Genomic DNA, 14280 nt, shown 5'->3' on the forward strand with positions numbered 1-14280 from the left:
TTTTTTATAAATTGATTTTTAGCTTTATGATTGATAAAAGCTATGTGAAGTGATGTGGAATTTATTTCAGATGATATAATTCCATTTATACGATTGGTCCTGCTCTAACTTCAGGAATGATATAAGAATTATTGTCTGTTTCGATCGTTGTTGTTCGACTAAAACAAACAGCAAGCTTGATGGTAAAATTATTTTCAATATGTTGAAATTGATTACCAGAACTATGCGTCTTATGGTATAAAAAACGGTCTGTTTTCTGATTAACTTCTACAACCTGAGTTCGCTCAAAATCCCAATTAAGATTATTACTTATCTTAATTTCAGTAATATTAAGTTCGTAATCTTTATGGTTTTTATGATCGGGAAAATTATTGGTATGATTTTCAGTTGAATTGTAGGCAATGTTTACATCTTCAACATTAAAAAGTGCATTCTGAATGTGCTCTACAGCAGTAGTGCTATGGTAAATTATTCTAAGTTCTCCGTCGTTCTTTTGACCTATTTGAATGTGTGTAACACCAATACTTTCGAGTTTATTTTGAATAACTTCAATAGCATTTTCTGTGTCTTTTGTAGAAATATCGTCATCAGAAAATTGAATTACAATCTGTTGATTGGGTAGCGTATTTTGCTCTAAGTACGTTCCTAAAAACGCTAAGAGTAAAATTATTAGCCCAAAATGCAGTTTGGTTTTCATGCGCCAAATATAGACAAAAAAATACTCCCAATAAATATTGAGAGTACTTCAGTTCGTTTAACGTATATATCGTTTAGTATAAACCGATTACATACCTTCCATTTTTGTGTACCCTTCAGGTGGAGTTAGGCTTAACTTATCATCTGAAACCGACTCTTCTTTAATCTCAGTAATTTCTGATGTCACTACAATATTTGCTCCCATTTGGTTTATAGTCATAATGAAATAAAGCGGATATCCATCAATCTTATCTCCCATTGCTGTCGTATTGTGGCTGAATGCAGAAATTTGTTCTGTTGTAAACATTTGCATCTCTACATCTTGTCCGTTTTGTTTCATTTTTACAAAGTATTGTTGACACTCGTAACCCATTACGGTTTTTGTTTCATCTCCCTTTTCTACACTTACGTTCTTTAAATCTACTTCGCTTGGCTCAAAAGATTGCAACATATACTTCTTACCCATCCCTTGATCTAATAACATTAGCATTTGCTTTTCTGTACCATCAACAATTATAGTCATGTCACCAGTCATAGGACTACTTGTTTCACTGCGTGACTTATCATCTTTAAAGTAGGTTGTAGCTTGCGAATCTCCCATAGCTTGTAATTGTGCATTCATCTGCTCGTTATCGCTAGACATCGTTTGCTTTGCAATTAAAACTCCCTCATTAAGTTTGTCTTGTGCTACTGCAACAACACTCAACATTAAAGCTAAACTTAGTAATAATATTTTTTTCATAAATTTTATTTTTATTATTTATTGTAAGTAAACAAAAACCTTACCAACAAAATTATGTCAGTAAGGTTTTCGTGTTTGTTATATATTCAATGGACTATAATTCTAATAAACCATTAGTTTTTTTAACACCTTCAGCACTTGCTTTCATGTGATCTTTTTCAGCATCGCTCAGAGAGACGTCAACAATTCTTTCAATACCATTTCTACCTAATACAACTGGTACACCTATACATAAATCACTTAAGCCATATTCTCCATCTAACAATGTAGAGCAAGGGAATATTTTCTTTTGATCGCATGCAATGGCTTGAACTAATCCACTTACTGCTGCACCTGGTGCATACCAAGCTGAAGTTCCTAATAATTTTGTTAATGTTGCTCCACCTACTTTAGTATCCTCTGCAACTTGAGTTAAACGCTCTTCAGTTAAAAATTCTGATACTTTAATACTGTTTCTTGTCGCATGTGAAGTTAATGGCACCATACCTTTATCACTATGACCACCGATTACCATACCGTCAACATCACTAATTGGAGCTTCTAATGCTTCAGCTAATCTGTATTTAAAACGTGCAGAGTCTAAAGCTCCACCCATTCCGATAATTTTATGCTTTGGTAAATCTGTAGTTTTATGTACCAAATAGGTCATGGTATCCATAGGGTTACTCACTACAATGATAATTGTATTTGGTGAATGCTCTACCAAACTAGATGATACTGTTTTTACAATACCTGCGTTAATTCCAATTAATTCTTCACGTGTCATTCCTGGTTTACGCGGAATACCTGAAGTAATTACACAAATATCACTATCTGCTGTTTTAGAATAATCATTTGTACTTCCTGTGATTTTTGTATCAAAACCATTTAAAGAAGCACATTGCATTAAATCCATGGCCTTTCCTTCAGCATATCCCTCTTTGATATCTAAAATGACAACTTCTGAAGCAAAATTTTTAATTGCAATATACTCTGCACAACTTGCGCCTACTGCGCCTGCGCCTACTACGGTAACTTTCATTTGTTTTTTTTATTTAAATTAATGTCGAATGAAATGTGCTATGCACTATTTTTATTCTTATAAAAAGTAGCACAACAACGCATTTCAAGTTATATAGGTTTTTTTTAATATGAAACTAGGTGTTAAATACGACTGTAAATTTACAAATAAAAATACTGTAAACGAAGAAAGCACAAGGGGAAATCTTGTGCTTTTTTGTTAATTTATAGGCTTATGCTTCAATTATCTAAATCCAAAATTGACACCTACAGAAAATGCATCAAATTCAGATAAATGATATTCTGCATTAAGTCTAAAAAAACCTAGTTTCAATTTTGTGCCAATAGTTCCCCTTACCGCAGAGACATCACTCGACACAGAAAACGGATCTGTTATTGTTTCAGTAAAGAATATACCATCTGTCACTCTATAATCGCCTAATAAATCTGATTCAGACTTCCCTTTAATATAACCAATTCCACCATAAAAATTAATAACTGGTAATTTTGTGGATGCCAGTACCTGAAACAACCACGTATTGGTATTATTTTCTAAACGTTGGTTTTCGCCATCTATCCCAGAAGACTCCAAGAGGTTGTAAGAACCATCTAAATGACTATAAGCTACTAAACCCGAAAGTGCCACTGGCCACATTTTACTCGTTGGAAACCAATCTGTAATTTCCATTTGCAAACCTGCTCCATACATACTTAGACTCACATCTTCATTTTCAAATTTAGGAACAAATCTTGCTTTTAATTCAAGACCACTACTAAGTCCTAAGGCGCCTTGGATAAATGCTGTTGGCAACAGATTTGCACTGTTAGCCCCAATACCTTCTGGCAATTCAACCTGCGTAGTTTGACTTCCAAATACAGGATCTTCGTATTCAATCTCAACAAATATAGGTGGATTATTTTCACCTAAAACTGAAGATACCAACTGTGAACTCGGTCCCTGAACAAATTCTACATTATTGTAATCTGCAGTGTTTAAATTAAACGTTTTATGTTCATCTTTAATCAAAGAGGCGTTAACCATTACTGAAATTTCAAAGCCGCCCAAGGGTTTTACTTTTGCCGAATTAAACCAATTGGCATTCATACTATGCATAATCCCGTTAGTGCCAGGAGCTAAATAATCGTTTGTAAAACGTTGTGCATCTTCAATACCGCCAGCAAGCAATACGTCAATATCGTTTTGTGCTTTAACACTGATGGTACATGCACATAAGATGATAAACAGAGCTAATTTTTTCATAAGGTTAAGATTTTTTTATTGTTAACAAATATATAAAATAACTGATTAACACTAAGTTAAGCAGCCGTCATTCGTCTTAGAAATCACATCTAAAACTAATGTTTGGTGTAAACCCTAATGATTCCTTTTTAATTCGAATAGCACTATTGCTATCATTAGGATCTACCTTATAATATGTATTAATCGTATTCTTCCGATCCAATACATTAATAACCCCGACTTTTATTGAGGTTTGTACATTATCATTCAGCTTAAATGAATAATTCAATGAGGCATCTAAGCGCATAAAATCCTCTAAGTATTCGCTATTTGGGCTGTCATAATTTACAAAAGTACTATTCCCACTTTGCACGGTTTCATTACCTTCCACGGGTTTTGTAAATGGTTGTCCGGATCGCCATAGACCTCCTATTGATGCTTTAAAATTAGGCAACACATCATAATTAAATGCTAAGGACACTGAGTGTCTTAAATCGGCATTATTAGGAAATACAGAAGGCTCTAATGTTTTAAATTCATAATCATTAACACTATAAGTATAACTTAGCCATGTGCTGTACTTATGCGCTGTTTTATTCACTAAGAACTCTACACCTTTTACCGTGTAATTCCCTATAGCATTTATAAACTGGAAATTATTATAAAACCCTTGATTGGATACTGTAATACCTTCCACCGTTTTGTAAAACCCTTCAATATCCACCAAAAAATTATGCTTGTTATACTGAAAACCGAAAGACCCTTGTTTACTTTCTGAAATAGGTATGGTTTGCTCATTCGCTAAAATCCATCGTCTATTTTCTACTCCTAAGAAATCATCTTGAAAATCTATAATTTGTGTTGCAGATTGGTTTTTAAACTCCCCTAAAAATTTAATCGCAAAATTATTAAACAACTGATAGCGCAAATTCAGTCTGGGCTCTATGATAAGCTTACTAAACTTCTGAAAATAATTTGCACGTACGCCGCCTCTAACAAATAAGGTCTTATTTTTAAACTCTATTTCGCTAAAAAAGGCATGATTTAAAAGGACATCCTTTTTGGTACGACTATAAACCGGATTACTTACTGTAGTCGCATTGAGGATACCAACTTCCGTAAATTGATAGCCGTTTAAAACATTTAAATTATCGTGAATCTTATAGTTTGCTTTTAGTTTTATACCTGTCTCAAGCACTTCATTGGCCTGAATTAATTCTTGGTCAGTTTCTACACGATAATCAATAGCATCTACATTATACTGTGAATAATACGAGCTTAAATGGGTTTGAAATCGCGCTCCCCATTGAGCTTCCCAATCGCCACCAAAACCTAAGTTTGTCTGTTTTAAATTACTGGTTTTAGATTCGGTTTCATTACTATTATTGGTGTAACTTTCTTCATAATCGAGGTTATTATTAATCCCAATGACCTGAGCTCTAAACTGATGTTTTTCATTTAAATCATATAACAACTTCGCCGTATAATCGTAAAAATAGAAATCCGAAGCTGTAGCGACCTCATTGATATCTTCGCCATTAGTAGTGAGTTCACTATCTTGAAAACTTCGTTCAAAATAATTTTCATAAGTTGGCGAATTAAACACATCTGTAAATGAACGTCTGCCCGACACATGCAAAGCTATTTTTTTACTAATTGGCACTTCAAAAAACGCATCGGCATGAATAAGATTTGCACCAAAACCTCCAGAGAACGTCTCATTAACCTCATCTTTAGTAAACATATTTACAGTACTAGAAACCCCATCACTAAAAGCACTAGAAGTTCCATTTTTTGTCACGATAACTTTCTCTGTTAAATAGGGATTGTATGCCGAAATAAGACCAAAAAAGTGTCCTGAATGATACATTTTTATACCATCCCACAACATTAAATTTTGGTCATTAGTACCACCACGCACATTTATATTTGCGATACTTTCATTCAAACTTTCTACACCTGGTAAAGCTTGTATAGACTGTAATACATCGGGCTCAGTGAGTCCGGGAAGAATCCCAAATTGTTCCGTGTTTAATTGTGTGCTACCATCTACACGTTGTTGTAAACCGGTCGTTAAAAATTTTGAAATTACAATTTCGTCAAGAACTTCACTTTTGGCCGTCATTGTTATGATAACACAATCTTTTTGCCCTCGTAAGGACAGGGCTTTTAGCTTTTTGGTTTCAAATCCTATATAAGATATAGTAATAGTCGCATCCACCTCAACATCATTCAAGGTAAATTTGCCATTTTCATCAGTGACCACGCCTTTAGTATGGCCTGAAACATATACGGATGCACCGTAAAGCGGTATCGCATCCACTGTTTTTAGAACACCACAAATGTTAATTGTTTTTTCAATGGTAGAAATAGTTATATAACGTTCCGTTAAAAACTTAAAATGTAATAAAGTGGTCGCATTCAGGTTCGAAATAATCGTTGTTAAGGACGCTTCTTCATTTGGTCGTTCTACAACTATATGGTTTACTGCTTCTGAGGTATAAGAAAACTTCACATCAAATTTAGCCTCTAATTCTGGGATTAAATCAGCCAATGCTATTTGTGATTCAGTTTGTGCATTTGTAGCAAAACTGAGGACAAAACAACTTAGAATGCAAAGTACTTTATTGAGACTCATAATTATAGAATTCAACCTTATTCCCCTCTATTTTATAACTCAATTTTAAAGGAATAGTTACCGACTGTAAAGCAATATTTTTATCATTATGTGTAAAACTACCCGAATATAAACTAGAGGTGTTTACAGATTCGGCTGAAATAACCATATTGTATTGAATTTCTAATTCATCTATAACTTGCCAAAGCGGTACATTATCAAAGCTAGACTCTTGGACTAACCAAGCTGGATTCTCAGAATTAAAATCTTTAACCACAATTTGTTCACCTTTAACTACTCTAAACGTTTTCCCAGGTGTTAATATTGTTTTCTTATCCTTATAGGCTACTTGCACCGACCCTTCGTAACATTGCACTTCAAAATAATTGTCACGTTCTTTTACATTAAACTGTGTTCCTAATACTTGTATTGTCCCAACATCGGTATGTACTGTAAATTTATTACCTTTAGTAACCTTAAAAAAAGCTTCACCATCTAAATCTAAATTTCTATTTTTTTCCCAATCTTTTTTATCAAAGCGCAATTGAGATTTCGCATTTAAAATAACTTCGGAATCATCTGGTAGATTTAAAACTTCGGTTTGTGCTATAGCTGTTGAGTAGGTCGTTGTATTATTAAAAAACAACGCATAACCTACCCCAAGCATCACTACTAAAATAGCGGCAATTCTTATAAATGATTTAAAATTTAAAGGTATAACCTTGGTACTATCCTTTCTTAAAGGTCGCTTTTTAAAGTCTTCTAAAGCTTTTTGAGCATCAATTTGAGGAACTTCAAGTTGTTTGGCATAAAACTGTGATTTCTCTAAACTCGAAAAGTCCTCATTAGGGTACCGTTCTTTTATGGTTTCCGTAGAAATTTCACCATTAAACCATTTTAATATGTCGCTTTCTTTATTCATGATTTTGAGCTATTCTATAATAAGACACGCCAACTGATATTTACCCTATAAAAGGTTTCTAATTTTACTCAAATATTTACATCATCCAGTTTTTCTCTTAGGGCTTTAAGTGCGCCTGACATTCGCTTTTCAACGGTTTTTTGAGAAATATTGAGTAACTCGGCGATTTCTCTATATTTTTTATCCTCTATTCGGTTTAATAAAAAAACTTCGCGCTGTTCATCACTCAAACCTGTAATTACAGACTGTAGTTTCTTTTTAAATTCCTCTTCTTCTAAAAGGTATTCTGGGTTTAAATTTGTTTTGTCTAAATATGGCGATGCTTTAGCGTAAGACAAGACTACTTTTTGGTGCCTAACCACATTTAAAAACAAGTTATTTACCGTGGTAAACACATAGGATTTCGCTTTATTAAAATCGACCTGAGCACAATTTTCCCATACTTTTGCAAAAGCATCTTGCACCAAATCTAGGGCCTGTGCTTTGTCGCCACATTTATAGTAGGCAAAATTACTGAGCGCTTGAACGTGATGTAAATAAAATGAATTGAAGTGTTTCTCTTCACAGAGTTTAGACAATGATTTACTCATAAAATAGAATTACAAGACTATAGGTGCAAAAATAAACATAAAAAAACCAAATTATTACACGCTAAAAATCAACCGACTACAACTAAATTAAAAAAATATTAAAAAAAATCATAGGGTAAACAGGCACATAAGGGTCTTAACTATAGAAAGCGTAAAACACGCTATTTAAGTTTTAAAATTTTTAACCCAAAAAAATCAATAGTATGAAAACCTCAAAATTCTTAACCGCATTAGTATGTCTGTTTGCTTTAGCTTTCACTTCTTGTCAAGATGAAATTGACAGTGAAAATGGCGACAACCCAAACACCAATTCTGCCAACTCTACAACCGCAAGTAACCTAGAACGTTCTGCAATGTACGATGGTAGTTTTGACGACTTTTTAGATGGCATGTCTTGTTCGTCCGTATTATTACCTGTAACTGCTACGGTTAATAACACGCAAGTAACCTTGATTACGGAATCAGATTACAGCTTAGTTTTAGATATTATTGGCGAATTTACAAATGATGATGACAGCGTTGTATTTCAATTTCCGATAACAGTTAGATTAAGTAATTATACAGAAGTTATTGTCACCAATCAATCTGAATTTGACGAATTAATGGAAGCTTGTGAAACTGCCGAGGACGAAGCAGAAAGTGCTATAAATTGTTTAGACATTGATTTTCCAATAACCATTTTAACTTATGACGCTAATATAGAGCAAACAGGAAGTGTTGTTATTGAATCTGAACAACAATTATATGCCTACATGAATAATTTTGACGATGCCGCTTTCTTTTCCGTAAACTACCCTATCACTGCGACATTAAATAGCGACACTGTTGTAGAAATTACAAGTGATGCCGATTTAGAAGCGCAAATTATTGAGTGTATTGCTATGGATGACGATATGGAAGATGCCGAGGACCAAGCTGAAGACATAGAATCTATTTTAATTGAAGGTGTGTATACCATTGATGCCTTTGTAACTGCTGGGGTAGATACTGCTAATGAGTTTAGCGACTATACTTTAAATTTCGCTAATGATTTAACAATTACCGCAGTGCACACCACAAACTCAGCAATTTCAGAAGTTAACGGGACTTACGAAGTAGCTTCAGAACTCGATGTTTTTATTTCCTTAACGTTTTCTGAAAACGCTAATTTTGAATTATTAAATAACACTTGGGAAGTAACAAGTTATTCTGAAAATACAATTTCCCTACAGAGTACTACAAATGCTGCAGTAACCTTGGTTTTAGCCCAAATATAAATCCAATGATGCATTAGTTTCGTACATGTTATGGTAAAGCAGCTACATTAGGTGTAGCTGCTTTTATAAAATTAAATACAATGAAAAATTACAACTATTTAGTCGCATTTTTAGTATTCGTTTTGGTAGCGAGCTGCTCTAAAGAAAACGCTGAGACCGCCTCAGAAAACCAAAATACAGAGGTTAACCTCAACAGGCAGTCCACAGGAAGTTCTGCGCATGATTTTTTATCAGACAACACGTTTACAAGCCTTCTTATAGAACTTGTTTATGTAGACGGCTTTGAACCTAATGATGCGAGTATTGCGAATTTTATTTCTTTTATAGACGACAGAACTTATAAGCCTAATGGAATTACGGTTGAAAAAAGAGCAATTACATCCCCAGGTTTTGAAAATTATACGGTTCAAGATATTGCGGATATTGAAATTGCGCATCGTAACAATTACAATACCGAAAACCAATTGACGCTTTGGGTCTTTTTTGCCGATGGCCAATCTGCCTCTAATACGGATAGTAATTCGGTTTTAGGTACCGCGTATTGGAATACCTCGTTTGTAATTTATGAAGCCACTATTCAGAATCTTAGTAATAGTCCTTTTGACCCCGACCGAACGCTATTAGAAACCACTGTAATCACTCATGAGTTTGGGCATATTCTCGGCCTCACCAATCTAGGTACACCAATGGAAACTGCGCATGAAGATGCCGAACATCCTAAGCATTGTGACGATGAAGGTTGTCTTATGTTTTGGGCTACGGAATCTTCAACAGGGCTAGATGCTATGGTTACTATGAGCTCTGCCCCAGAACTAGATAGCGCTTGCATAGATGATTTAAGAGCTAACGGCGGAAAATAAGAATTAACAAACTAATGTTTAAAATAACACAATCATGAAAAATACAATTTTAACCCTATTTACAGCTTTGTGTATCGTGAGCACACTACAGGCACAAGATAGTACGGACACTTATAAAAACAAATCTAATGCCGGCTTAAAGTTTGGCTATAATTTAGCTGCTGTAAGTTTTGATGAAGATAGCGAAACTGGTCAACGCCATGGTTTTCACGTTGGTTTTTATGGCGAATCTTTTGCCTCTAAGCATATCGCCATTCAAGTGGAATTACTGTATTCGCAACAAGGGTATGAGGTAAAAGACAACAGTGGCACATTTACACAGAAATTAAACTACATTAACTTGCCCTTAGTTTTAAAAATCTACCCTTCAGACAATTTCTTTTTAGAAGCAGGACCGCAGGTTGGATTCGCCATCTCTCATAAAGAAGAATTTGATAGTAGCTTTAACCTTTTTGATACCGAACAAGAATTTGAACCCAGCCGTTTTGATTGGGGAATGAACTTTGGTGGCGGATTTAAAACCGATTCGGGTGTAAGTTTAGGCGTGCGATACCATCTTGGATTAGGTGATATTTACGACGAAGGAAGTCCTAAAAATAGAGTTTGGCAATTCTCACTAGGATTTGATTTTTAAGCAAAAAAAAACGCATTTTAAAAATGCGTTTTTTTTTGTTTATAAATGAACTGATTTAAGCATCAATATTAGCATAAACAGCATTCTTTTCAATAAACTCTCTACGAGGCGGCACTTCGTCTCCCATTAACATAGAGAATACGCGGTCTGCTTCTACTCCATTATCAATATGGATTTGACGTAATGTTCTAAACTCAGGGTTCATAGTCGTATCCCAAAGTTGCTCGGCATTCATCTCTCCAAGACCCTTATAACGTTGTATTTTTGCTCCATCACCATACTGCTCCATTAAAGCAAATCGCTCTTCATCATTCCATGCATATTCTTTTTTCGCTCCCTTCTTCACCAAGTATAAAGGCGGTGTAGCAATATAAATATGCCCTTTTTCAATTAACTCCTTCATGTATCGGAAAAAGAAGGTTAAGATTAAAGTTTCAATATGCGCACCATCGATATCGGCATCACACATAATCACAATTTTATGATATCTTAATTTTGAAAGGTTTAAAGCTTTACTATCTTCTTCGGTACCAATGGTTACTCCCAAAGCCGTAAACATGTTTTTAATTTCTTCATTTTCGAACACTTTATGCGTCATCGCTTTTTCTACATTAAGAATCTTACCTCTTAATGGTAAAATGGCTTGAAAATTTCTATCTCTTCCCATTTTTGCTGTTCCACCTGCAGAATCTCCCTCTACTAGATAGATTTCACATTTTTCAGGATCTTGCTCAGAACAATCTGATAATTTCCCAGGTAAACCACCGATACTCATTACGGTTTTACGCTGCACCATTTCACGAGCTTTTTGAGCTGCATGACGTGCTTGAGCAGCCAAAATCACTTTCTGAACTATGGTTTTAGCATCCTCAGGATTTTCTTCTAAATAATCTGTTAGCATTTCAGAAACCGACTGACTTACAGCGGCTGAAACTTCACGGTTTCCTAATTTGGTTTTGGTCTGCCCTTCAAACTGTGGTTCTTGAACTTTTACCGATACAATAGCAGTTAAACCTTCGCGGAAATCATCACCAGACACATCAAATTTTAACTTGTCTAACATACCAGATTCGTCAGCATATTTTTTAAGTGTATGCGTTAAACCACGACGAAAACCAGAAAGGTGTGTTCCTCCTTCATGGGTATTAATATTATTTACATACGAGTGTAAATTTTCTGCATAAGAGGTATTATAAACCATAGCAACTTCTACAGGCACACCATTTTTCTCACCTTCAAAAGAAATAACATCTTTCATTAAAGGCTCACGGTTGCCATCGAGAAACTTGATAAATTCACTTAATCCTTCTTCAGAATGAAATGTTTCGCCTTCAAACTCTCCATCTTCCTTCTTATGACGTTTATCTATTAAATGAATTGTAATCCCTTTATTAAGGTAAGCTAATTCACGTAAACGACTTGCTAATGTATCATAGCTATACTCTAATATTTGTGTAAAAATCGTTGGATCTGGTTTAAAGGTTACAATCGTACCTCTTTTATCGGTATCACCAACCTTTTTTACGGGGTACATGGCCTTTCCACGTTCATATTCTTGCTCCCAAATCTCTCCTTTTCTGTAAACCGTAGCTTTTAAATGCTCAGATAATGCATTTACACAACTAACACCAACACCGTGTAATCCACCAGAAACTTTATAAGAATCTTTATCAAATTTACCACCTGCACCAATCTTAGTCATTACAACCTCTAATGCAGAGACGCCTTCTTTTTTATGTAAATCTACAGGAATACCACGACCATCATCTTCTGTGGTAATAGAATTGTCCTCATTAATAATTACGGAAATATTATCACAGTGACCAGCTAAAGCTTCATCGATAGAGTTATCAACCACCTCATAAACTAAATGGTGTAAACCACGTACGCCTACATCTCCAATATACATGGAAGGACGCATACGCACATGCTCCATACCTTCTAAAGCCTGAATACTGTCTGCGGAATAATTATCCTTGTTAAATTCTTCTCTTTTTTCGCTCATTATCTTGAATAAATTTTAGTTCTTTTTTGTCATTTTTAATGAGACCTCGTTCTTCAACGGGATCGATTCGGCCTAATAAACTTTCTCACATAGTGTCTTGAAAATTCTAAACCTAATTGACATAAAAAAAATGACACGTTTGTATCATTTTTGAATACTAACAAATATACGATTTTAAAGTGCTTTTTAAAAGCTTTTTACGGAATGAAGACGATAATTATCAACATTTGTTAATTACCTAAAACAGCCTTAGAAGTGCTAAAAAGTAGCTTAAATTTGATTTAGACGATTTAAAACTCATCTCAGAGTCCCTAAAATCAGAAAACGCCTTACAAGTGAGATTTTGAAGTTAAAATTATAGTAAAAAATTACACATTTCGTCTTTTCTAAGCGTTTCAAGAGAACAAAATTGTCCTGTAATAGCAAGTCATGTCTTTACAAAAGCTGAAGGAATAGCTGATATGTAGCCACAGGTATTGCCTCAATATAATATTCATTTTCGCCCAACCAGCCTGTAGTAGAAGGAATTAAAGACAACCATACCAACTAATGCTAGTTCGCTCACGGTTTGCTCCCGTTTATCTTCTGAGTAATTTGAACTGAATGATGATGATTTTTCCAATAAACATCGATATAAATAGAGCTTAACAAGTAACTTATAAATATTAGAACTACAGCTAATAAACTTCAAAAAGCGGTATCTTCTAGAGCTTTCAACTCTAACACCATAATAGTAATTACAATCGTTAAAACACCATTGCTAAATGCCGCTTTTCCTGCTTTAATAACTTTATTTTTTCTATGATTTTTTCAAACCATAACTAACTGCCAAACCGCTTAGGTGTTGGCAAAGGAATACGGACCGTTTCATTGATCACTTTCGGAAACCTATCGGCTTTCCAGTCTTGCTTTGCTTTTTCAATAAACGCTTTGTCTGATGCTACAAAATTCCATTCAATAAAACGCTCTTCTGGAAATGCATCTCCACCAAAAATATAAATGATTGAATTGGCTTGAATTTCAAAGGCACACAAAGTACTGTCTTTTGCTACTAATAATTGTTTTGACTCATAAGTATGCCCATCACTTTTAATACTTCCTTCTAAAATGTATAGAGCACTTTCTCCATATAAATATTCACCGATTGAAACGGTTTTAGTTTCACTAGATTTTATTTCAATAAAATAAAGAGGACTATATACAGGCACTGGTGATTTTTTGCCAAAAGCTTTACCTGCAATAAGTTTAAAACTAACCTTATTATCTTCCCAACTCGGAATGTCATCTGCAGAAACATGTGTAAAGGATGGTTCGCATTGCTCATCTGCTTTGGGTAAGGCTACCCAAATTTGTAAACCATGAAGCATTTTTTTTGAATGGCGCAAATAGTCTGGAGTTCGCTCTGTATGTACTACGCCTTTTCCTGCTGTCATCCAATTTACGGCTCCTGGTTTTATTTCAATTTCCGTTCCTAAACTATCACGATGCATAATAGAACCTTCAAACAAAAATGTTAAGGTAGATAAGCCAATATGTGGATGCATAGCAATATCCATGTTTTCAGAATCACTTAGACAAGCCGGCCCCATGTGATCTATAAAAATGAAAGGCCCAACCATACGTTTTTGTCGAAATGGCAATAAACGCCCAACCATAAAATTACCAATATTGGCAGCGCGTTCTTCTATAATAAATTTAGTGTTAGACATAATTACAGGT

At 34.6% G+C, this 14280-nt stretch carries 12 protein-coding genes; 3 read left to right on the forward strand and 9 right to left on the reverse strand.

The features are described from left to right. Nucleotides 1-85: 85 nt before the first annotated feature. The 7 genes from K1X16_RS14760 to K1X16_RS14790 form a co-directional block, all read right to left on the reverse strand. Nucleotides 86-697 carry a hypothetical protein gene (locus K1X16_RS14760; RefSeq protein WP_225036954.1) on the reverse strand — a complete coding sequence of 204 codons (612 nt, stop codon included), beginning with the start codon at nt 695-697 and terminating at the stop codon, nt 86-88. 87 nt (nt 698-784) lie between these two features. Further along, nucleotides 785-1438, reverse strand: coding sequence for a DUF4412 domain-containing protein (locus tag K1X16_RS14765; RefSeq protein ID WP_225036955.1), 654 nt, complete (start codon nt 1436-1438; stop codon nt 785-787). A gap of 94 nt (nt 1439-1532) precedes the next feature. After that, complete coding sequence (locus K1X16_RS14770) at nt 1533-2459, reverse strand: malate dehydrogenase (protein WP_195871706.1); 927 nt, start codon at nt 2457-2459, stop codon at nt 1533-1535. Between the two features lie 222 nt (nt 2460-2681). Next, a complete protein-coding gene (locus K1X16_RS14775; RefSeq protein WP_225036956.1) occupies nt 2682-3698 on the reverse strand; it encodes a DUF6588 family protein in 1017 nt (338 codons plus the stop codon). Between the two features lie 76 nt (nt 3699-3774). After that, entirely contained in the window at nt 3775-6315 is a 2541-nt protein-coding gene (locus K1X16_RS14780; RefSeq protein ID WP_225036957.1) for a TonB-dependent receptor, read from the reverse strand. Next, a complete protein-coding gene (locus K1X16_RS14785) occupies nt 6302-7216 on the reverse strand; it encodes a FecR family protein (RefSeq protein ID WP_225036958.1) in 915 nt (304 codons plus the stop codon). Before K1X16_RS14785 ends, K1X16_RS14780 begins: the two co-directional genes overlap by 14 nt. A gap of 68 nt (nt 7217-7284) precedes the next feature. Next, nucleotides 7285-7806: an RNA polymerase sigma factor gene (locus K1X16_RS14790; protein WP_195871702.1), complete on the reverse strand. Its 522-nt coding sequence runs from the start codon at nt 7804-7806 to the stop codon at nt 7285-7287. Between the two features lie 203 nt (nt 7807-8009). Between K1X16_RS14790 and K1X16_RS14795 the strand changes: the two genes are divergently transcribed. The 3 genes from K1X16_RS14795 to K1X16_RS14805 all read left to right on the forward strand — a co-directional run bounded on the left by K1X16_RS14795 (nt 8010) and on the right by K1X16_RS14805 (nt 10556). Beyond that, on the forward strand, nt 8010-9062 hold the full coding sequence (locus K1X16_RS14795; RefSeq protein WP_225036959.1) for a hypothetical protein: 1053 nt from the start codon (nt 8010-8012) through the stop codon (nt 9060-9062). Between the two features lie 80 nt (nt 9063-9142). Continuing rightward, the gene (locus K1X16_RS14800; protein ID WP_225036960.1) at nt 9143-9922 is read left to right on the forward strand and encodes a membrane metalloprotease; all 780 of its coding nucleotides are present in this window, start codon (nt 9143-9145) and stop codon (nt 9920-9922) included. Between the two features lie 34 nt (nt 9923-9956). Next, on the forward strand, nt 9957-10556 hold the full coding sequence (locus K1X16_RS14805) for a porin family protein (protein WP_225036961.1): 600 nt from the start codon (nt 9957-9959) through the stop codon (nt 10554-10556). A gap of 55 nt (nt 10557-10611) precedes the next feature. On the opposite strand, the gene gyrB is transcribed toward K1X16_RS14805, so the two are convergent. Then, nucleotides 10612-12561 (reverse strand): DNA topoisomerase (ATP-hydrolyzing) subunit B, encoded by a 1950-nt coding sequence (gene gyrB / locus K1X16_RS14810; protein WP_195871698.1) that lies wholly within the window; start codon nt 12559-12561, stop codon nt 10612-10614. Between the two features lie 821 nt (nt 12562-13382). After that, nucleotides 13383-14270: a pirin family protein gene (locus K1X16_RS14815; protein WP_225036962.1), complete on the reverse strand. Its 888-nt coding sequence runs from the start codon at nt 14268-14270 to the stop codon at nt 13383-13385. Nucleotides 14271-14280: the final 10 nt, after the last annotated feature.

The sequence above is a fragment of the Winogradskyella sp. SM1960 genome (assembly GCF_020179375.1).
Classification (GTDB): Bacteria; Bacteroidota; Bacteroidia; order Flavobacteriales; family Flavobacteriaceae; genus Winogradskyella; species Winogradskyella marina.

Bases quoted from the DNA above. Each gene is read 5' to 3' on its own strand.
- K1X16_RS14760 (WP_225036954.1), bottom strand. From the start codon at position 697: ATGAAAACCAAACTGCATTTTGGGCTAATAATTTTACTCTTAGCGTTT.
- K1X16_RS14795 (WP_225036959.1), top strand. From the start codon at position 8,010: ATGAAAACCTCAAAATTCTTAACCGCATTAGTATGTCTGTTTGCTTTA.
- K1X16_RS14765 (WP_225036955.1), bottom strand. From the start codon at position 1,438: ATGAAAAAAATATTATTACTAAGTTTAGCTTTAATGTTGAGTGTTGTT.
- K1X16_RS14785 (WP_225036958.1), bottom strand. From the start codon at position 7,216: ATGAATAAAGAAAGCGACATATTAAAATGGTTTAATGGTGAAATTTCT.
- K1X16_RS14790 (WP_195871702.1), bottom strand. From the start codon at position 7,806: ATGAGTAAATCATTGTCTAAACTCTGTGAAGAGAAACACTTCAATTCA.
- K1X16_RS14770 (WP_195871706.1), bottom strand. From the start codon at position 2,459: ATGAAAGTTACCGTAGTAGGCGCAGGCGCAGTAGGCGCAAGTTGTGCA.
- K1X16_RS14780 (WP_225036957.1), bottom strand. From the start codon at position 6,315: ATGAGTCTCAATAAAGTACTTTGCATTCTAAGTTGTTTTGTCCTCAGT.
- K1X16_RS14800 (WP_225036960.1), top strand. From the start codon at position 9,143: ATGAAAAATTACAACTATTTAGTCGCATTTTTAGTATTCGTTTTGGTA.
- K1X16_RS14775 (WP_225036956.1), bottom strand. From the start codon at position 3,698: ATGAAAAAATTAGCTCTGTTTATCATCTTATGTGCATGTACCATCAGT.
- K1X16_RS14815 (WP_225036962.1), bottom strand. From the start codon at position 14,270: ATGTCTAACACTAAATTTATTATAGAAGAACGCGCTGCCAATATTGGT.
- K1X16_RS14805 (WP_225036961.1), top strand. From the start codon at position 9,957: ATGAAAAATACAATTTTAACCCTATTTACAGCTTTGTGTATCGTGAGC.
- gyrB (WP_195871698.1), bottom strand. From the start codon at position 12,561: ATGAGCGAAAAAAGAGAAGAATTTAACAAGGATAATTATTCCGCAGAC.